The organism is Pseudomonas sp. 1L-B-1-E-C1 (assembly GCF_057291835.1).
The window spans coordinates 193,860-213,262 of the sequence record NZ_JBXAWN010000002.1 but is presented as its reverse complement, the minus strand read 5'-3'; the positions used below and the strand labels follow the sequence as shown (position 1 = coordinate 213,262).

16 protein-coding genes are annotated in these 19,403 nt (G+C 59.4%); 8 read left to right on the top strand and 8 right to left on the bottom strand.

The features are described from left to right. Positions 1-72: 72 nt before the first annotated feature. Positions 73-2,523 carry a glycogen/starch/alpha-glucan phosphorylase gene (locus AC0Z4S_RS04690; protein WP_253498114.1) on the bottom strand — a complete coding sequence of 817 codons (2,451 nt, stop codon included), beginning with the start codon at positions 2,521-2,523 and terminating at the stop codon, positions 73-75. A 259-nt stretch (positions 2,524-2,782) separates the two neighbouring features. Here AC0Z4S_RS04690 and AC0Z4S_RS04685 point away from each other — a divergent pair, with 259 nt between their 5' ends. Next, positions 2,783-3,220, top strand: coding sequence for a YkgJ family cysteine cluster protein (locus tag AC0Z4S_RS04685; RefSeq protein WP_042608652.1), 438 nt, complete (start codon positions 2,783-2,785; stop codon positions 3,218-3,220). A gap of 155 nt (positions 3,221-3,375) precedes the next feature. Here AC0Z4S_RS04685 and typA read toward each other — a convergent pair whose 3' ends face one another. Both typA and thiI read right to left on the bottom strand, forming a co-directional pair. Beyond that, entirely contained in the window at positions 3,376-5,196 is a 1,821-nt protein-coding gene (typA, locus tag AC0Z4S_RS04680) for a translational GTPase TypA (protein ID WP_016772102.1), read from the bottom strand. 139 nt (positions 5,197-5,335) lie between these two features. Beyond that, positions 5,336-6,790, bottom strand: a complete 1,455-nt coding sequence (thiI, locus tag AC0Z4S_RS04675) for a tRNA uracil 4-sulfurtransferase ThiI (protein ID WP_485622233.1) — start codon at positions 6,788-6,790, stop codon at positions 5,336-5,338. A gap of 327 nt (positions 6,791-7,117) precedes the next feature. Here thiI and glnA point away from each other — a divergent pair, with 327 nt between their 5' ends. The 5 genes from glnA (at position 7,118) to ntrC (ending at position 12,693) form a co-directional block, all read left to right on the top strand. Then, positions 7,118-8,524, top strand: a complete 1,407-nt coding sequence (glnA, locus tag AC0Z4S_RS04670; RefSeq protein ID WP_016772104.1) for a type I glutamate--ammonia ligase — start codon at positions 7,118-7,120, stop codon at positions 8,522-8,524. A 287-nt stretch (positions 8,525-8,811) separates the two neighbouring features. Then, positions 8,812-9,324, top strand: a complete 513-nt coding sequence (locus AC0Z4S_RS04665) for a DUF4124 domain-containing protein (protein ID WP_485622232.1) — start codon at positions 8,812-8,814, stop codon at positions 9,322-9,324. Continuing rightward, positions 9,321-9,944, top strand: coding sequence for a DUF4124 domain-containing protein (locus AC0Z4S_RS04660; RefSeq protein WP_485622231.1), 624 nt, complete (start codon positions 9,321-9,323; stop codon positions 9,942-9,944). Before AC0Z4S_RS04665 ends, AC0Z4S_RS04660 begins: the two co-directional genes overlap by 4 nt. Before the next feature lie 230 nt (positions 9,945-10,174). After that, positions 10,175-11,260, top strand: a complete 1,086-nt coding sequence (gene glnL / locus AC0Z4S_RS04655; protein ID WP_039756599.1) for a nitrogen regulation protein NR(II) — start codon at positions 10,175-10,177, stop codon at positions 11,258-11,260. Next, positions 11,257-12,693 (top strand): nitrogen regulation protein NR(I), encoded by a 1,437-nt coding sequence (ntrC, locus tag AC0Z4S_RS04650; protein WP_485622230.1) that lies wholly within the window; start codon positions 11,257-11,259, stop codon positions 12,691-12,693. Before glnL ends, ntrC begins: the two co-directional genes overlap by 4 nt. Positions 12,694-13,294: 601 nt before the next feature. Here the strand turns inward: ntrC and AC0Z4S_RS04645 are convergent. Beyond that, a complete protein-coding gene (locus AC0Z4S_RS04645; protein ID WP_485622229.1) occupies positions 13,295-15,283 on the bottom strand; it encodes a leucine-rich repeat domain-containing protein in 1,989 nt (662 codons plus the stop codon). 180 nt (positions 15,284-15,463) lie between these two features. Beyond that, positions 15,464-15,904, bottom strand: a complete 441-nt coding sequence (locus tag AC0Z4S_RS04640) for a hypothetical protein (protein WP_485622228.1) — start codon at positions 15,902-15,904, stop codon at positions 15,464-15,466. Between AC0Z4S_RS04640 and AC0Z4S_RS04635 the strand changes: the two genes are divergently transcribed. Further along, entirely contained in the window at positions 15,903-16,358 is a 456-nt protein-coding gene (locus tag AC0Z4S_RS04635; protein WP_016772113.1) for a tRNA (cytidine(34)-2'-O)-methyltransferase, read from the top strand. The genes AC0Z4S_RS04640 and AC0Z4S_RS04635 overlap by 2 nt on opposite strands. A gap of 123 nt (positions 16,359-16,481) precedes the next feature. On the opposite strand, the gene secB is transcribed toward AC0Z4S_RS04635, so the two are convergent. From secB to AC0Z4S_RS04620, 3 genes are read right to left on the bottom strand one after another with little or no spacing between them, the layout of a single operon-like run. Continuing rightward, positions 16,482-16,967: a protein-export chaperone SecB gene (gene secB / locus AC0Z4S_RS04630; RefSeq protein ID WP_016772114.1), complete on the bottom strand. Its 486-nt coding sequence runs from the start codon at positions 16,965-16,967 to the stop codon at positions 16,482-16,484. A 56-nt stretch (positions 16,968-17,023) separates the two neighbouring features. After that, positions 17,024-17,278: a glutaredoxin 3 gene (gene grxC / locus AC0Z4S_RS04625; RefSeq protein WP_485622226.1), complete on the bottom strand. Its 255-nt coding sequence runs from the start codon at positions 17,276-17,278 to the stop codon at positions 17,024-17,026. A gap of 1 nt (position 17,279) precedes the next feature. Then, on the bottom strand, positions 17,280-17,693 hold the full coding sequence (locus tag AC0Z4S_RS04620) for a rhodanese-like domain-containing protein (RefSeq protein ID WP_016772116.1): 414 nt from the start codon (positions 17,691-17,693) through the stop codon (positions 17,280-17,282). 153 nt (positions 17,694-17,846) lie between these two features. Between AC0Z4S_RS04620 and gpmI the strand changes: the two genes are divergently transcribed. Beyond that, the gene (gpmI, locus tag AC0Z4S_RS04615; RefSeq protein WP_485622225.1) at positions 17,847-19,376 is read left to right on the top strand and encodes a 2,3-bisphosphoglycerate-independent phosphoglycerate mutase; all 1,530 of its coding nucleotides are present in this window, start codon (positions 17,847-17,849) and stop codon (positions 19,374-19,376) included. The last annotated feature ends 27 nt before the right edge of the window (positions 19,377-19,403 follow it).

The window sequence follows — 19,403 nt, the reverse complement described above, 5'->3', positions numbered from 1 at the left end:
CTTGTAACCGGCGCTCAGTATATCGATCCGGCCCAACAAACGTCGGGCCCTGCGCAGATTTGTCGGGGAAAGTTACTCCAAAGCTTTCCAGATATCCGTGGCGTATTCGCGAATCGTCCGGTCCGAGGAGAACCAGCCCATCCGCGAGGTGTTGAGCACCGCCGAACGCCACCAGTTCTGCGAGTCATGCCAGTGCGCATCTACACGCTTCTGCGCTTCCCAATAGGAGTCGAAGTCGGCGCAGACCAGGAAGCGGTCATAGTCGATCAACGAGTCGATCAGCCCGGTGTAACGCGAGGTGTCATCCGGCGAGAACACACCGCTGCGAATCGCTTGCAGCACATCGTTCAAACGATGGGACGCGGCGATGTCGGGCACGGCGCTGAACTCGTGGTTCTGCTTGCGCGCTTCAACCTGTTGCGCACTGAGGCCGAAAATGAACATGTGCTCGGCACCGATGCGCTCACACATTTCCACGTTGGCACCGTCGAGGGTGCCGATGGTCAGCGCGCCGTTGAGGCCGAACTTCATGTTACTGGTGCCCGAGGCCTCGAAACCGGCGGTGGAAATCTGCTCGGACAAGTCCGCCGCCGGGATGATGCTCTCGGCGAGGCTGACGTTGTAGTTGGGCAGGAACACCACTTTCAGCAGCCCGCGCACAGTCGGGTCGTTATTCACCACCCGGGCGATATCGTTGGTCAGTTTGATGATCAATTTGGCCTGGTGATAACTCGCCGCCGCTTTACCGGCAAAGATCTTCACTCGTGGCACCCAGTCGACTTCCGGCTCGGCACGAATCGCCTGGTACAACGCCACGGTGTGCAGCAGGTTGAGCAACTGGCGTTTGTATTCGTGGATCCGTTTGACCTGCACATCGAACATGGCCGCCGGATTGACTGCAATCCCCAGGCGTTCGTGAATCAGATAGGCCAGCGCCTTCTTGCTGTGCAAACGCTGCTCGGCGAACGCTTTGCGGAACGCGGTTTTCTCGGCGAACGGTTCAAGTTCGAGCAGGCGCTCTTCGGGATGGTCGAGCACATCCGGGCCGAGAGCGTCGATCAGCATCGAGGTCAGTTCCGGGTTGGCCTGATACAGCCACCGGCGGAAGGTGATGCCGTTGGTTTTGTTGTTGATCCGCTCCGGATAGAGCTTGTGCAGTTCGGCGAATACGGTTTTGCGCATCAGCTGCGTATGCAGACCGGACACGCCGTTGACACTGTGCGAACCAAGGAACGCGAGGTTGCCCATGCGCACCCGGCGGCCATTGTCTTCTTCGATCAGCGACACCGCGCGCAGCACGTCGAAATCGTGGATGCCCTTGGCCCGCAGCGAGTCGATGTGCTGGGCGTTGATCAGATAAATGATCTGCATGTGCCGAGGCAGCATGCGCTCCATCAGCCCGACCGGCCAGGTTTCCAGCGCTTCCGGCAGCAGCGTGTGGTTGGTGTACGACAGCGTGTCGACGGTGACTTGCCATGCTGCGTCCCACGCCACGTCGTAAACGTCGACCAGTTGGCGCATCAGTTCGGCCACCGCGATCGACGGGTGAGTGTCGTTGAGCTGGATCGCCGCGTGGTCACCAAGGGTCAGCACCGAGGTGTGCATGTTGCGGTGACGGCGCAGCAGATCCTGCAGCGAGGCGGCGACGAAGAAATATTCCTGACGCAGACGCAGCTCTTGCCCGGCTTCGGTGCTGTCTGCCGGGTAGAGGACGCGAGAGATACTCTCGGCGCGGGCCACTTCCGCCACGGCGCCCAAGTGGTCACCGGCGTTGAAGCGCTCCAGGTGCAGATCTTCCATGGCGCGGGCACGCCACAGGCGCAGGGTGTTGACGCTCGCCCCGCGCCAGCCGACCACCGGCGTGTCGTAGGCAATCGCGCGCACGGTTTCCGCCGGCGACCAGACCTGACGGGTTTTGCCATTGGCATCGGTGACGGTTTCGACACTGCCGCCGAAGCCGATCGGGTACACCACTTCCGGCCGTTCGAATTCCCACGGGTTGCCGAAATCCAGCCAGTGTTCGGTCTGTTCCTGTTGCCAGCCATCGACAATCGCCTGACGGAACAAGCCGTGTTCATAACGAATACCATAGCCATGGCCGGCGATGCCGAGGGTCGACATGCTCTCCATGAAGCACGCCGCGAGCCGACCGAGGCCGCCGTTGCCGAGCGCCGCGTCGGGCTCCAGCAGGCGGATGCGCTCCAGATCGACGCCCAGTTCGGTCAGCGCTTCACGGGCGACGTCGAGCAGGCCGAGGTTGCTCAGGCTGTCGTAGAGCAAACGGCCGATGAGAAATTCCAGCGAGAGGTAATAAACCCGCTTCTGGCCTTTGCGATAGATCTGTCGGGTGTGGTCCATCCAGTGTTCGACCATGTGATCACGCGCAGCCAGGGCGATGGCTTCGAACCAGTCATGGTCGAAGGCGTGATCGGGGTCTTTGCCCACGGCGTAGGTGAGTTTGGTCAGGACGGCGTCGCGGAACGCGGCCACCTCTGCTTCGCGAACTAGTGGTTCTTGAGTCATCAACAGGACCTCGAGCGAGCGGGAATTTTCTGAGCCTAGACGGTCTGACCGGCGGTAACGGCTCTGGTTCGGCAGTATTTGCGCGGACTGTGCGCTAGTGCGACATAACCTTGGCGGATGGGCCAATGAATGCAGGGGCCGTGCCGTCCTGTCGGGCAAAATGCGGCCGCTGCAAAAATATCCGGCGAAAGGTTGTTCAAAATTCCACCGCTCCCGGTATGATCGCGCGCCCTGATGCATACACGCCTGGTAACTCCCGATGATGAAGCCCAACCTGATCGCCGCCGCCGAGATTGATCGTCTCGATACGTGGGCCAAATATTCGGCACCGATGTGCGGCTCGTGCATGTCCAGCTGCTGCACCCTGCCGGTCGAAGTGAAGATCAAGGATCTGGTGCGCATCGGCGTGGTCGACGAGTTCGAACTGGGCGATCCGCCGAAGAACATCGCCAAGCGCCTGCAAAAGGAAGGTCTGGTCGAACGCTTCAATCAGAAGTCGGGGATCTTCACCCTGCAGCGCATGAGCAACAACGACTGCTATTACCTCGATCGTAAAAGCCGCCTGTGCACCATTTATGACAAGCGCCCGGACACCTGCCGCAACCACCCGAAAATCGGCCCACGGCCGGGGTATTGCGCGTACAAGCCGAAGGAAGTCGAGCGGGTGCAGAATTCCCGAGCGATTGAGAAATTCTGAAGATCAAAAGATCGCAGCCTTCGGCAGCTCCTACATGGCAATGCGTATCCGTGTAGGAGCTGCCGAAGGCTGCGATCTTTTTTTGCCTTGAATCCCGGACAAACAAAAACGCCCCCGGTCTCGCGACCGGGGGCGTTTTCTATTCCAGGGCTGAATTACGCCTTGGCTTTCTTGGCAGCGCGGGTACGCTCGCTTTCGTCGAGGATCTTCTTGCGAAGACGGATCGACTTAGGCGTGACTTCGCACAGCTCGTCTTCCTGGATGTATTCCAGAGCCTGTTCCAGAGTGAAACGAACAGGTGGAACCAGAGCGATGGTTTCGTCTTTACCCGAAGCACGCATGTTGTCGAGCTTCTTGCCTTTGGTCGGGTTTACACCCAGGTCGTTGTCACGGCTGTTCTGACCAACGATCTGACCGTTGTAGATCTCCTGGCCGTGTTCTACGAACAGCTTGCCGCGAGCCTGCAGGGTTTCCAGCGAGTAGGTCAGAGCCTTGCCGGTTTCAACCGAAACCAGAACGCCGTTCTGACGGCCGGACATGTGGCCCGACTTCACTGGAGCGTAACGGTCGAAGATCGAGGTCAGGATGCCAGCACCGTTGGTCAGGGTCAGGAACTGGTTACGGAAACCGATCAGACCGCGAGCAGGGATGTTGTATTCCAGACGAACACGGCCCTTGCCATCCGGCACCATGTTGCTCAGGTCGCCCTTACGCAGACCCATCTCTTCCATGACCTTGCCCTGGGATTCTTCAGGGATGTCGATGGTCACGTTTTCGAACGGTTCCTGCTTCACGCCGTCAACTTCACGGATGATCACTTCAGGGCGGCCCAGGGCCAGCTCGAAGCCTTCGCGACGCATGGTTTCGATCAGTACCGAGAGGTGCAGCTCACCACGGCCGGAAACCTTGAACTTGTCAGCCGAGTCGCCTTCTTCAACGCGCAGTGCAACGTTGTACAGCAGCTCTTTGTCCAGACGATCCTTGATGTTACGGGAAGTCACGAACTTGCCTTCTTTACCGCAGAATGGCGAGTCGTTTACCTGGAAGGTCATGGAAACGGTTGGCTCGTCAACGGTCAGCGGCTTCATCGCCTCGACGGTGTTGATATCGCACAGAGTGTCGGAGATGAACAGCTCGTCGAAGCCGCTGATGCAGACGATGTCGCCAGCTGCTGCTTCGTCAACGTCAATGCGGTGCAGACCGTGGTGACCCATCAGCTTCAGGATACGACCGTTGCGGCGCTTGCCGTCGGCGCTGATAGCGACAACCGGGGTGTTCGGCTTGACGCGACCGCGAGCGATACGGCCAACACCGATAACACCCAGGAAGCTGTTGTAGTCCAGAGCGGAGATCTGCATCTGGAACGGACCGTCACGGTCAACGGCCGGAGGCGGAACGTGGTCGACTACCGCCTGGTACAGCGGAGTCATGTCTTCCGCCATGGCGGTGTGGTCCAGACCGGCAATGCCGTTCAGAGCCGAAGCGTAAACAACCTGGAAGTCCAGTTGTTCTTCGGTAGCACCTAGGTTGTCGAACAGGTCGAAGATCTGGTCCAGAACCCAGTCCGGACGTGCGCCTGGACGGTCAACCTTGTTGATCACCACGATTGGACGCAGGCCGGCTTCGAAAGCCTTCTTGGTCACGAAGCGGGTTTGCGGCATAGGGCCGTCTTGAGCGTCAACCAGCAGCAGAACGGAGTCGACCATCGACATTACGCGTTCAACTTCGCCGCCGAAGTCGGCGTGGCCCGGGGTGTCCACGATGTTGATGTGGTAGCCGTTCCAGTTGATGGCGGTGTTCTTCGCCAGAATGGTAATACCGCGCTCTTTTTCCTGGTCGTTGGAGTCCATCACGCGCTCGTCGTTGAGCTCGTTGCGCTCCAGGGTGCCGGATTGACGCAGGAGTTTGTCTACCAGGGTGGTTTTACCGTGGTCAACGTGGGCGATGATGGCGATGTTGCGTAGATTTTCGATCACTTGTGTATCTCGATCAGAGGATTCGGTTTGCTGACAAGTCATGGCAGCGATTAGCAGTAGTGTCCGGCATGGCCGTTACAGCTTGACGGCGGTGTCGGGGGGCCGGTGACGCAGGCCACAGGCAAACAGCCCCGGGCACTTAGCTCGGTCGATAAACGCGCACATTGGCATGCCCCTCACTGAGCAAATGGTGGGCATGCAGGCGACTCATCACGCCTTTGTCGCAATACAGCAGGTACTGGCGAGTAGGGTCCAGTTCCTTGAAACGTGCGTTCACTGCATAGAACGGCATCGTCTGTACCTCTATGCCGGCGAGTTCCAGCGGGTCATCCTCGGCGGCATCCGGGTGGCGGATGTCGATCACGATCTGACCGGCCAGCGCTTCGCTGACTTCTTCAATCTGCAAATCCTGGCCCAATTCGTCGATCACCCGATCGATCGGCACCAGTTTGGCGTTGGCGAGCGCACGCTCGAGTACCGCCATGTCGAATTCTTTCTCTTCGTGCTCAACCCGGCCACGCTTGGCGGCGGTCTTGGGGTTGACCGAAATCACGCCGCAGTATTCCGGCATGTGCCGGGCGAAATCGGCGGTGCCTATCTCGTTGGCCGTATCGATGATGTCCTGCTTGTGCGCGACGATCAGCGGCCGCAGCACCAGCTTGTCGGTCACGCAGTCGATCACCGACAGGTTCGGCAGCGTCTGGCTCGACACCTGGGAGATCGCTTCACCGGTGACCAACGCATCGATGTGCAAGCGTTCGGCGATCTCGGACGAGGCGCGCAACATCATACGCTTCAAAACCACGCCCATATGACTGTTATCGACTTTGCCGAGAATTTCGCCCAGCACTTCCTCGAACGGCACACTGACAAATAGCACGCGTTGCGAGCTGCCGTACTTCTTCCAGATGAAATGCGCGACTTCCATTACGCCCAATTCGTGGGCACGCCCGCCGAGATTGAAGAAGCAGAAATGCGCCATCAGGCCGCGGCGCATGATCTGGTAAGCCGCCACGGTCGAATCGAAGCCGCCGGACATCAATACCAGCGTCTGCTCCAGCGCACCCAGGGGGTAGCCGCCGATGCCGTTGTGCTGGCTATGAATCACGAACAACCGTTTGTCGCGAACTTCGATACGAACTTCGATTTCCGGCGCTTTCAGGTCGATTCCGGCTGCACCGCACTCACGACGCAGCTTGCTGCCGACGTATTTTTCCACGTCCATCGAGCTGAAGGCATGCTTGCCTGCGCGCTTGCAGCGCACCGAGAAAAACTTCCCGGCCAGCGCATCGCCGTAGTGCTGTTTGCACTTTTCGGTGATGTCGTCGAAGTCGCCCAGCGGGTACTCGTCGATCTGCAGAAAGTGCGCGATGCCCGGCATGCAGGTCAGGCGCTCGCCCATCTCTTTCAAGGCTCTGGCGTCGGTGACGCGGGTTTCCAGCTCGAGGTTGTCCCACACGCCGTTCACCACCACGGCCGGGTCCAGGTCACGGAGCACGGTGCGGATGTTCTTGGCCAACTGGCGGATGAATTTCGTCCGTACAGGTCGGCTTTTGATGGTGATCTCGGGGAAGACTTTTACGATAAGTTTCATGAAAACAGCGCGCGAACGGCCAGCCGAAAAAGGGGGGCGCGGATTATAGCGGAAATTGCTCAAGGTTTAACCAGTTAATGTGCAGAAGGTTTTACACGCACCAAAACAGGTCATTTCTGAATTCAAACGCAACATTACGGGGCGAGATTTCTCGATTCACTACCTCGCGCACCTTAATAAGCGTGAATTTGGGGCAAAAAACCCATGCTGGGGCACTGGCATGCAATTTGCTCCCTTGTGAGGCAGGTTGCCTTGGCAGAGTATTCGCGCCGGCATCACCATTATTAAGGGCATCCACTACCCGCCCTAATTCACCCGGAGGACACTATGTCGAAGTCGGTTCAACTCATCAAAGATCATGACGTCAAGTGGATTGATCTGCGCTTCACGGACACCAAAGGCACTCAGCACCACGTGACCATGCCGGCTCGCGATGCGCTGGATGACGACTTCTTCGAAGTCGGCAAGATGTTCGACGGTTCCTCCATCTCCGGCTGGAAAGGCATCGAAGCCTCCGACATGATCCTGATGCCGGTCGACGAAACGGCCGTACTCGATCCGTTCACCGAAGACCCAACCCTGATTCTGGTGTGCGACATCATCGAGCCTTCGAGCATGCAAGGCTACGACCGCGATCCACGTGCGATCGCCAAGCGTGCCGAAGAGCACCTGAAAGCCACCGGTATCGGTGACACTGTATTCGCCGGTCCAGAGCCAGAATTCTTCATCTTCGACTCGGTTAAATTCAAGTCGGACATCTCCGGCTCGATGTTCAAGATCTACTCCGAGCAAGGTTCGTGGATGTCCGACCAGGACATCGAAGGCGGCAACAAGGGTCACCGTCCAGGCGTGAAAGGCGGCTACTTCCCGGTTCCACCGTTCGACCACGACCACGAAATCCGTACCGCCATGTGCAACGCACTGGAAGAAATGGGTCAGTCGGTTGAAGTTCACCACCACGAAGTGGCAACTGCCGGCCAGAACGAAATCGGCGTCAAGTTCAACACCCTGGTGAAGAAAGCTGACGAAGTTCAGACCCTGAAATACGTTGTGCACAACGTGGCCGACGCTTACGGCCGGACCGCGACCTTCATGCCGAAGCCACTCTACGGCGACAACGGTTCGGGCATGCACGTGCACATGTCGATCTGGAAAGACGGCAAGAACACCTTCGCAGGCGAAGGCTATGCCGGCCTGTCCGATACCGCTCTGTACTTCATCGGCGGCATCATCAAGCACGGTAAGGCCCTGAACGGCTTCACCAACCCGGCGACCAACTCCTACAAGCGTCTGGTGCCAGGCTTCGAAGCTCCGGTAATGCTGGCCTACTCGGCGCGTAACCGTTCCGCTTCGATCCGTATTCCTTACGTGTCGAGCCCGAAAGCCCGCCGTATCGAAGCACGCTTCCCGGATCCGGCTGCCAACCCGTACCTGGCTTTCGCAGCACTGCTGATGGCCGGTCTGGACGGTATCCAGAACAAGATCCACCCAGGCGATGCCGCCGACAAGAACCTGTACGACCTGCCGCCTGAAGAGGCGAAAGAGATTCCACAGGTTTGCGGCAGCCTGAAAGAAGCCTTGGAAGAGCTGGACAAGGGCCGTGCGTTCCTGACCAAGGGCGGCGTGTTCTCCGACGACTTCATCGACGCTTACATCGCGCTGAAATCGGAAGAAGAAATCAAGGTTCGCACCTTCGTACACCCACTGGAATATGAGCTGTACTACAGCTGCTGATCCGGTAGCGCTGCGTAAAGTGGCGTGACAGAAAGAGGCCTCCTTCGGGAGGCCTTTTTTATTGCGCGTAATTTCTGGGGCGACGCATTTCTCCTGTGGGAGCGAGCCTGCTCGCGAAAGCGGTGGGTCATTGAAGATGATGGTGACTGATGCGGCGCCTTCGCGAGCAGGCTCGCTCCCACAGGGGATTTGTGGTGATTGAATAATTTTTGGATGCGTCGCCAGTTGGGCCAACCGCCGCACCTGTCCTATGCTGCTACCCACAGTTTCCAACCCCGGTCGATTTCATGGGTCGCACGTTTCTCTACATTCTGCTGCTGATCGCTCTGCCCGCCGTGGCGCAGATCTACAAGTACACCGATGCGAACGGCAACACCGCGTACAGCAATCAGCCGCCGGACGGCGTGCCGGCGCAACCGGTCGAGTTGCCGCCACTCAATCGAGTCGAGCCGCAACCACCGAGCGCGCCGCAATCATCCAGCGCCGAAGCACCGCAATCGCCGCACAACGCCTATGAAATCCTCGAACTCGCGGGCCTGCCCACTGACGGGGCCCTGCGCGCCAACAACGGCACCTTCACGGTCAATGTCCTGATCAAGCCGCGCCTGCAACCGCCCCATCAACTGAGACTGGTGCTGGACGATGAGCCCTATGGCCAGCCGAGCAACGTGCCGGTTCTGCAACTGGTCAACGTCGATCGCGGCGAGCATCGCCTGGCCGTGCAGGTGATCAACGGTCAGACCGTCATCCAGCAGAGCCCGCCCGCCGTGCTCAACGTGCAACGGGTGCACAAACCATGATTCGCCGCGGGCTGCTGCTGATCCTGGCGCTGATGGCGCTGCCCGCTACGGCTGAGGTCTTCACCTATATCGACGCACAGGGCAACCGCGTCTACACCGACCAGCCGCGCGCCAACGCCAAGCGAGTGCCGATCGCGACGAGCAATCGCATGGCTGTCCCTGCCAACAGCGCCGCGCCGATCACCACGGCGAAAAAATCCGTCGAACCAGCGCCCTTCCGTTACGACATGCTGCGCATCCTGATCCCGGAGCCCGACGCGACCCTGCGCAGCAGCGCCGGCGAGCTGATCGTCAGCGTCACCAGCGAGCCCGGCCTGCAGAGCGGCCATCGTTATCGCCTGTTGCTCGATGGCCAGGCCACTGGCGAGCCCGGCGTCAGTCCGGTATTTGCGCTGAACAATATCGATCGCGGCAGCCACAGCCTTTCCATCGAGATACTCGACGCCGCCGGGCGTACCGTGGAGCGCACCGCCAATCAGCCGTTCCACATGCTGCGCATTTCCCTGGCGCAGAAACGTCAGGTCAAACCCTGTGTCGCCGACGACTATGGCGTACGTCCGGAATGCCCGCTCAAGGACAAACCTGAAGAACCGAAAAATCCGTTTCTGCGCTTCTTCTAGCCCGCGCAAGTCATGCGCACCCTATTGGTGCACTAAACTGCATCTCGCCCACAGTCCAACCCATTTTGGTTCGAAACTTCCCGTTTGAGCTGGCGTCGTGCCATACAAACGCGCGTCAAACGCCTGTTTCAGGGCTTGAACGCTTCTTTTCGGAGCCTTGGTTTGGTTTTTGCATTTTCCCGATATCAGCGCTTTGTTCTTGCGCACGCCTTGCTCCAAAAGGGGTCCAGATGACCATAAGCGACGCTATCCACCGTTTGCTGCTCGACAACCTGACCACGGCGACCATCCTGCTCGACGCCGAACTGCGCCTCGAGTACATGAACCCGGCGGCGGAGATGCTGCTGGCCGTCAGCGGGCAGCGCAGCCATGGCCAGTTCATCAGCGAGCTGTTCACCGAATCCCCCGAGGCGCTCAATTCCCTGCGCCAGGCGGTCGAGCAGGCGCATCCCTTCACCAAACGCGAAGCGATGCTCACCGCCCTCACCGGCCAGACCCTGACTGTGGATTACGCGGTCACACCGATCCTCAGCAACGGCGCGACCCTGCTACTGCTTGAAGTCCACCCGCGCGATCGCCTGCTGCGGATTACCAAGGAAGAGGCGCAGCTGTCCAAACAGGAAACCAGCAAAATGCTGGTGCGCGGCCTCGCCCACGAGATCAAGAATCCCCTCGGTGGCATTCGCGGTGCGGCACAGTTGCTGGCACGCGAGCTGCCGGAAGAAAGCCTGCGCGACTACACCAACGTGATCATCGAAGAGGCCGATCGCCTGCGCAATCTGGTCGATCGCATGCTCGGCTCGAACAAACTGCCGTCGCTGGCGATGTGCAACGTTCACGAAGTCCTCGAACGCGTCTGCCAATTGGTCGAAGCCGAAAGCCAGGGCTGCATCACTCTGGTGCGTGATTACGATCCAAGCATTCCCGACGTGTTGATCGACCGCGAGCAAATGATCCAGGCGGTGTTGAACATCGTGCGCAACGCGATGCAGGCGATCAGTAGCCAGAACGAGCTGCGCCTTGGCCGCATCAGCCTGCGCACCCGCGCCATGCGCCAGTTCACCATCGGCCACATCCGCCATCGTCTGGTGACCAAGATCGAGATCATCGACAACGGCCCGGGCATCCCGGCGGAACTGCAGGAAACCATTTTCTTTCCGATGGTCAGCGGTCGCCCGGACGGTACCGGGCTGGGCCTGGCCATTACCCAGAACATCATCAGTCAGCACCAGGGCCTGATCGAGTGTGAGAGCCATCCAGGCCACACCACGTTCTCGATCTTCCTGCCACTGGAACAAGGAGCCACATCGACATGAGCCGTAGTGAAACCGTGTGGATCGTCGATGACGACCGTTCTATCCGTTGGGTTCTGGAAAAGGCCTTGCAGCAGGAAGGCATGACCACCCAAAGCTTCGACAGCGCCGATGGCGTGATGAGTCGTCTGGCCCGGCAGCAGCCGGACGTGATCATTTCCGACATCCGCATGCCCGGTGCCAGTGGCCTGGATCTGCTGGCGCGGATTCGCGAACAGCACCCACGGCTGCCGGTCATCATCATGACCGCTCACTCCGATCTGGACAGCGCTGTCGCCTCCTATCAGGGCGGCGCATTCGAGTATCTGCCCAAGCCGTTCGACGTCGATGAAGCGGTGTCGCTGGTCAAGCGCGCCAATCAACATGCGCAGGAACAGCAAGGCCTGGAAGTGGTGCCGGCGCTGACCCGCACCCCGGAAATCATCGGCGAAGCGCCGGCGATGCAGGAAGTGTTTCGCGCCATCGGCCGCCTGAGCCACTCCAACATCACCGTACTGATCAACGGCGAATCCGGCACCGGTAAGGAATTGGTTGCCCACGCTCTGCACCGCCACAGCCCGCGCGCGGCCTCGCCGTTCATCGCGTTGAACATGGCGGCGATTCCCAAGGATCTGATGGAATCGGAGCTGTTCGGCCACGAGAAAGGCGCGTTCACCGGCGCGGCAAATTTGCGTCGCGGTCGCTTTGAACAGGCCGACGGCGGCACGCTGTTCCTCGATGAGATCGGCGACATGCCGGCGGACACCCAGACCCGTCTGTTGCGGGTGCTGGCCGATGGCGAGTTCTATCGCGTTGGCGGGCATGTGCCGGTCAAGGTCGATGTACGCATCATCGCCGCCACCCACCAGAATCTGGAAACGCTGGTCCACGCCGGCAAATTCCGTGAAGACTTGTTCCACCGCCTCAACGTGATCCGTATTCACATTCCGCGCCTGTCGGATCGTCGTGAAGACATCCCGACCCTGGCCCGGCACTTCCTCAGCCGCGCCGCGCAGGAACTGGCGGTCGAGCCGAAGGTGCTGAAAAGCGAGACCGAGGAATACCTGAAAAACCTGCCGTGGCCGGGCAACGTCCGCCAGCTGGAGAACACTTGCCGCTGGATCACCGTCATGGCCTCCGGCCGCGAGGTGCACATCAGCGACCTGCCGCCTGAGCTGCTCAACTTACCGCAAGACTCGGCGCCAGTGACTAACTGGGAACAGGCCCTGCGCCAGTGGGCCGATCAGGCTTTGGCTCGAGGCCAATCGAGCCTGCTCGACAGCGCGGTGCCTGCGTTCGAGCGAATCATGATCGAGACGGCGTTGAAGCACACCGCCGGGCGCCGTCGTGATGCTGCCGTTTTGTTGGGTTGGGGGCGTAATACCCTGACGCGCAAGATCAAGGAATTGGGGATGAAGGTTGATGGTGGGGATGATGATGAGGGGGATGAAGGTTAACGCTTAAGGATTGTCGTGTACTCAGGATCGATCCCCCTCTCCCCCAGGGGAGAGGGGGCGGATCTCGGGTGGTTTCGAGGCCTGAGTTCGGCTCGGTATCTCAGGTCGGCGTAACTGACCGGGCAACTCGGTCAGTCCCCTCTCCCTCTGGGAGAGGGCTAGAGTGAGGGCTACCGTGCACCGCATCAATGCACGATGACCTGCGATCGCGCACAGCCGTATCGCCACAATCACTCCTGAAAACACTGAAGAACCCTTTATTCAAAAACGCGAAAGCCCGAAGTACCGGGGCTTTCGCGCCTCTCAGGCGCTTTTTTGTTTCAGCACATTAAAACCTGGCACGGCGCCTGCAATACCTTCTACAGGTGATTCGATTCACCACCCGTTTCGGGGACCTTGGTACAGGCAGGCCGGGGATTCCCCTCTTTACACCGGGCTCATACCGCAACGCGACGAGCCCACCCTTTTGGGATCCTTGGTACAGGCAGGCCGGGGGTTCCCTCTTTACACCGGACCACCGCTCAAGCGAGGTCCACCCCGTTTTGGGAACCCTGATACAGGCAGGTCAGGGATTCCCGCTTTTATTGCTTTGGCCATGCGTTCATTCAAGCTTCGGCCGCTTGGGCAAATGGTGCAGAGGGTCGTTTTGACGGCCCGGATCACTGGCCCGCAATTCCTCCTCCAGCCTTTCCAGCATTCTTCCGGGACTGGTCTCGTTAATCGCAATTGCGTCCAACCGAGCCCGTTCGCTGAGAGCTGCCTTATCGTAACTTTCCAGAAACGCCCAGACTCGACGCTGCAACAGCTGACGCTCGACTTGAAACTCGGGCGTGCGGCTCAGCATACGAATCGGCCGATTCAAAGGCCTGTCCAAAGCTGCGACTTGCCTATCCCAAAGCGCCAGTTTTCCAGGGATCTGCTCTTGCGGCACATTGCGCAACCATAGATAGGCCCGAGGATCGATACTCGCCTCACCCAGCCAGAGATCGCTCCCTGTTTTGCGCCGAGCACGAATCAAGCGCCGCAAGGAAGCGGGATCGGTGATGGGATTTCCGCCAAGATTGAATCCGGCCCTGAGTTCCAGGAACTCGGGGATCGACTCGATACGATTGCCAGCGACATTCAGAACTTCGCCGGGAACAGTCGAAGAGATGCCGTCGGGGAAGCGACTGATGCCTGTGCCGGACAAATCAAGTTGCTGCAACACGCTCATCCCTTCAAGCGAGGGCACATCCGACAATGGATTAGCGCCAAGTCTCAAAACTTGCAGTTGTGGTGTTCCATTGTCAGAACCAAGCCCGACGGGCAGTTGCCTTATGCCGGTATCAGTCAGATCCAGTATCCGCAGTTGCGGCATTCCGCTAATGCGAGGGGCAGCTCTCATAAGAGGGTTCCGATGCAGATCGAGCACTTGCAAGCGTGACAGTCCGGAAACTTCATTCACCAGGGCATTAAAATCTACCGTTCCCTGAACGTTATTGATTTTCAAAACCTGCAACCCTGGCATGCCGAGCAATGAGAAACCAGGCTCGATAATGCAGTCTTGCAGATTCATCTCTCGTAAACGGGGCCGCTTCGCCAGATGCTCAATGATGCCCGGCTCAAGCCTGAATCTTGAATAATGAATGGTCCTGAACAAACCAGAACCGCGACCCAACCGCATCAAGCTGGCCGTTTTGAAAGTCTCGATTTCGGGAAATTGCGAAAGGAATATTTCCGGGTTCATTTGCGCATCGCCTCTCAGGGTTAGAGAGGCAACTGAACTGAATTGCGCGGAAAGAGTTTGGTTGCTCGGCCAAAGTGACAGATCGACATCCAAATTGAAGCCACGGAATCGGCCATCATGATAAACCCGCTCATCAGCTGTACCCTGCCATTTGAACAATCGGCGCAGCTCAGCCGCCATTGCTCCTCGTCCAGATATTGTTTCGACATCGGAACCTTTCGAAGCATCTGCCCAGGCAAGGAGTTCGCGCTCCAGTTGAGGGTATCCAAGCTCTATCCGCTTGAGCTCCGCCTCGGCTGCTTCGCTGTCAGCGAAGCGGGAGATAAAGTCATCTGCGTGTTGATCAGTCGCATCGGGCAGGTATTTTCTGACCTGCTCTCGACTGGTTGAGACTGAAACCTCGCGCAGGCGCCACAGACCGCTGCCTGTATCGCGCAGCAGCACCGGGCCAGATGGTGACAACTCACTGGGCAATCTGGCCCGGAAGAGTCTCGTTTCCGAATCGATTGCCACAAGCACGATGCGACCATCGGACAGCTCGGCATAGGTGCGTTGCCTGAATACGCGCAGACCTGCGCTGTTGGCTTGTGGAAGTGACGCCACCGCACTGACGTAATGGTCTAACGACGGTAGAGACTTCGGCGACCGAGCATCTACCTGAGCCGCATGCACCACGACGGCTGGCGAGGGGTGCGGAGCGTCCACCACGGCGGCACGCAACGGAGGATTACCCGGAGCGCTACTTGAATCGAAGCCTGTTTGTCGCAATGGGCCGGGAAGCGAAGTATCCACATCTGTCGAGCGAGTCGGGCTGATCGGTAAATCCACGTGGGTACCGCCACGGCGCGGTGGTTTTACTGGCATGGTTTTTCATCCTTGAAGAATTCGCCCCCGCATGTGTGCAAAGGAGCTTGTGTACGGCATCCTGCCGTTTGAGCGTAAGCGCAGACGATAGCGCAGGATTGCCGTGGACTGGATCGGAAAGGTCGACGGCAGCAGTGGGAAATGCGACAAAGGAACGTGGGAGGGAACGAGACGTTGAGGTCACGGCTCTTGTAACCGAACCTCCAACCGCCAGCGGTCATCGACTTCGCTGCCGGCCCAATCGCCCTGCAACGGCCGCGCAGCGAGCACGGTCAGCAACAACCCGCCGTCACTCTTGCGCGTGCGCCAGTTCACGTCCCTGCCGTTGAGCTTGAGCTGACCTTTCTGCGGCCGACCTTCGGCCTGAAACAGCAGCGCGATGGTGCCGTCGATGATCTCGCCGTGCAGCTTCGGCTCGTTGTTGAACCACACCACCAGGCCACCATCAGTGACCTCGACCCGCTCCAGCACGCTCGGGTCCGGCGTGGTCAGACGGCCGATCATCAAGCCGATCATCAAGCCGACGATCGCCAGCGAACCGATGACTCGCGGGAATAGTTTCGAACGGTTGTCCACAGGCGGCGTAGAATGCCGCTCATCTTTACCTTCGGAGCCGTGCATGTTTCACGTCATCCTTTTTCAACCAGAAATTCCGCCGAATACCGGCAACGTTATCAGGCTGTGCGCCAACAGTGGCTGCCACCTGCATTTGATCGAGCCGCTGGGGTTCGAGATGGACGACAAGCGCCTGCGCCGCGCCGGTCTCGACTACCACGAATATGCCACGTTGCAGCGTCACGCTGACCTGGCCAGCTGCCTGGAAAGTCTGGGCAACCCGCGCGTATTCGCCTTCACCACCAAGGGTTCGCGGCCGTTCCATGATGCCGCGTTCGTGCCCGGCGATGCGTTTCTGTTCGGCCCGGAAAGCCGTGGTCTGCCGGCGGACGTGCTCGACGCCCTGCCCGCCGAACAGCGTCTGCGCCTGCCGATGCGTGAAGGCTGTCGCAGCCTGAACCTGTCCAACACCGTGGCGGTCGCCGTGTACGAAGCGTGGCGGCAGAACGACTTCAAGTAACGCAACAAAACAAATGTGGGAGCGAGCCTGCTCGCGATTACGGAGTGTCAGTCAACATTGAAGTGTCTGACAGACCGCTTTCGCGAGCAGGCTCGCTCCCACATGGGGTGTTGCTCAACCGTCTTACTGAACGGTCGGGGTCTCGCCACTTTCCTGCATGCGCTGCAGCTCTTGGGCGTACAGGGCGTCGAAGTTCACCGGGGCCAGCATCAGCGCCGGGAACGAGCCACGGGTGACCAGGCTGTCGAGGGTTTCGCGGGCATACGGGAACAGGATGTTCGGGCAGAACGCACCGAGAGTGTGGCTCATCGAAGCCGCATCCAGGTTCTTGATCAGGAAGATACCGGCCTGCTGCACTTCGGCAATGAACGCAACTTCTTCACCGTTCTTCACGGTCACCGACAGGGTCAGCACGACTTCGTAGAAATCGCCTTCCAGCGCTTTCTGGCGAGTGTTCAGGTCCAGACCGACGGCCGGATCCCACTGCTGGCGGAAGATCGCCGGGCTTTTCGGGGCTTCGAAGGACAGGTCGCGTACGTAGATGCGCTGCAAGGAGAATTGCGGTGCGGTTTCTTCTTCGCTGGCTGCAGTGTTCTGTTGATCAGTCATCTCAGATCCTTATCGATCTTGGGTCTTTAGGGAGTGCTGTACGTGGGTGCAGCCGTTCAGCCCTTGAGCAATGCGTCGAGTTTGCCGGCGCGCTCCAGGGCATATAAATCATCACAACCGCCGATGTGTTTGCTGCCGATCCAGATCTGCGGCACGGAGGTACGTCCGGCTTTCTGGGTCATTTCGGCACGCAGCTGCGGCTTGCCATCGACCTTGATCTCTTTGAAGGCCACGCCTTTGCTGGCGAGCAGATGCTTGGCGCGCGAGCAGTAAGGGCAGTAATCGCTGGAGTAGACGATGACTTCGTTCATGTCATTTCACCAACGGCAGGTTGTCGCCTTTCCAGCTGGAAATCCCGCCGGACAGCTTGGCGGCGGTGAAGCCGGATTTCATCAGCTCGCGGGCGTGGGTGCCGGCGGTCTGACCGAGGGCATCGACCAGAATGATGGTCTTGGCCTTGTGTTTTTCCAGCTCGCCGACGCGGGCAGCCAGTTTGTCTTGCGGGATGTTCACCGCGCCGACGATGTGGCCAGCGGCGTAATCCTTGGCCGGACGGATGTCCACCACCACGCCTGCATCTTTATTGACCAGTGCGGTCAGCTCGCCGGTGCTCAGGCTTTTACCGCCGCCCTGCATCGTGTGCGCCAGCAACAGAGCCAGCAGTACGACGAAGATACCGACAAGAATGTAGTGGTTAGTGGCAAATTCAATCAGGTGAGCAACCATCGAAGGAGGTTCCAGGGCGTTAAAATGTCGGCCAGTATACACAGCCACTATGGTCGGCCAAACCCCGTCCGGCGGTGACGCGGTCGGAACTTCGCTTTAAACTCCAACTCCGTTTTCCATCGCCCTCTTCTTTATCAGCCACGAGTGGATTCCATGACGACTACGCCCAAACCTTTGGTCCTGATGATTCTCGACGGCTTCGGTCACAGCGACAGCCCCGAATCCAATGCCGTGTTCGCGGCAAAGAAACCTGTGCTGGATCGTCTGTGGGCCACCGTGCCGAACGGCTTGATCTCGGGCAGCGGCATGGACGTCGGTCTGCCGGACGGCCAGATGGGCAACTCCGAAGTCGGCCACATGAACCTCGGCGCCGGGCGTGTGGTGTATCAGGACTTCACCCGTGTGACCAAAGCGATCCGCGACGGCGAATTCTTCGACAATCCGACCATCTGCGCCGCTGTGGATAAAGCCGTGGCCGCCGGCAAAGCCGTGCATTTCATGGGCCTGCTGTCCGATGGCGGCGTGCACAGTCATCAGGATCACCTGATCGCCATGGCCGAACTGGCCTTCAAGCGCGGCGCGGAAAAAATCTACCTGCACGCCTTCCTCGACGGCCGCGACACCCCGCCGAAAAGCGCTGCTTCGTCGATCGAACTGCTCGACGCGACTTTCCAGGCACTCGGCAAGGGCCGTATCGCCAGCATCATCGGCCGTTACTTCGCCATGGACCGTGACAACCGCTGGGACCGTGTCGCTCAGGCCTACAACCTGATCGTCGACGGCAACGGCGAATTCAATGCCGCCACCGCTCAGGAAGGCCTTGAAGCCGCCTACGCCCGTGGCGAAAGCGACGAGTTCGTCAAAGCCACGTCCATCGGCGAGCCGGTAAAAGTCGAAGACGGCGATGCGGTGGTGTTCATGAACTTCCGTGCCGACCGCGCCCGCGAGCTGACCCGGGTGTTCGTCGAAGACGATTTCAAGGAATTCGAACGCGCCCGTCAGCCGAAGCTGGCCGGTTTCGTCATGCTCACCCAGTACGCCGCCAGCATTCCGGCACCGTCGGCCTTCGCTGCCGGCAGCCTGGAAAACGTTCTCGGCGATTACCTGGCGAAAAACGGCAAGACCCAACTGCGCATCGCTGAAACCGAGAAGTACGCGCACGTGACCTTCTTCTTCTCCGGCGGTCGTGAAGAACCGTTCCCGGGCGAAGAGCGCATCCTGATTCCGTCGCCGAAAGTCGCTACCTACGATTTGCAGCCGGAAATGAGCGCGCCGGAAGTCACCGACCGCATCGTCGACGCTATCGAAAACCAGCGTTACGACGTGATTATCGTCAACTACGCCAATGGCGACATGGTCGGCCACAGCGGTGTGTTCGACGCCGCGGTGAAAGCGGTCGAGTGCCTGGACACCTGCGTCGGTCGCATCGTTGAAGCGCTGGAAAAAGTCGGCGGCGAAGCCTTGATCACTGCCGACCACGGCAACGTCGAAAAAATGGCCGATGAAGAAACCCACCAAGCGCACACCGCGCACACCACCGAGCCGGTGCCGTTCATCTATGTTGGCAAACGCAACCTGAAGGTGCGCGAAGGCGGCGTGCTGGCGGACGTGGCACCGACCATGCTGATGCTGCTGGGTCTGGAAAAACCGGCGGAGATGACCGGGACTTCGATCCTGGTCTGAGCCGAATCCAGAAAACACCGCAAAACC

Coding starts and splice junctions, on each gene's coding strand:
- gpmI (WP_485622225.1), top strand. CDS start 17,847: ATGACGACTACGCCCAAACCTTTGGTCCTGATGATTCTCGACGGCTTC.
- AC0Z4S_RS04640 (WP_485622228.1), bottom strand. CDS start 15,904: ATGCACGGCTCCGAAGGTAAAGATGAGCGGCATTCTACGCCGCCTGTG.
- glnA (WP_016772104.1), top strand. CDS start 7,118: ATGTCGAAGTCGGTTCAACTCATCAAAGATCATGACGTCAAGTGGATT.
- AC0Z4S_RS04660 (WP_485622231.1), top strand. CDS start 9,321: ATGATTCGCCGCGGGCTGCTGCTGATCCTGGCGCTGATGGCGCTGCCC.
- AC0Z4S_RS04635 (WP_016772113.1), top strand. CDS start 15,903: ATGTTTCACGTCATCCTTTTTCAACCAGAAATTCCGCCGAATACCGGC.
- AC0Z4S_RS04690 (WP_253498114.1), bottom strand. CDS start 2,523: ATGACTCAAGAACCACTAGTTCGCGAAGCAGAGGTGGCCGCGTTCCGC.
- thiI (WP_485622233.1), bottom strand. CDS start 6,790: ATGAAACTTATCGTAAAAGTCTTCCCCGAGATCACCATCAAAAGCCGA.
- AC0Z4S_RS04665 (WP_485622232.1), top strand. CDS start 8,812: ATGGGTCGCACGTTTCTCTACATTCTGCTGCTGATCGCTCTGCCCGCC.
- grxC (WP_485622226.1), bottom strand. CDS start 17,278: ATGAACGAAGTCATCGTCTACTCCAGCGATTACTGCCCTTACTGCTCG.
- secB (WP_016772114.1), bottom strand. CDS start 16,967: ATGACTGATCAACAGAACACTGCAGCCAGCGAAGAAGAAACCGCACCG.
- ntrC (WP_485622230.1), top strand. CDS start 11,257: ATGAGCCGTAGTGAAACCGTGTGGATCGTCGATGACGACCGTTCTATC.
- AC0Z4S_RS04685 (WP_042608652.1), top strand. CDS start 2,783: ATGATGAAGCCCAACCTGATCGCCGCCGCCGAGATTGATCGTCTCGAT.
- AC0Z4S_RS04645 (WP_485622229.1), bottom strand. CDS start 15,283: ATGCCAGTAAAACCACCGCGCCGTGGCGGTACCCACGTGGATTTACCG.
- AC0Z4S_RS04620 (WP_016772116.1), bottom strand. CDS start 17,693: ATGGTTGCTCACCTGATTGAATTTGCCACTAACCACTACATTCTTGTC.
- glnL (WP_039756599.1), top strand. CDS start 10,175: ATGACCATAAGCGACGCTATCCACCGTTTGCTGCTCGACAACCTGACC.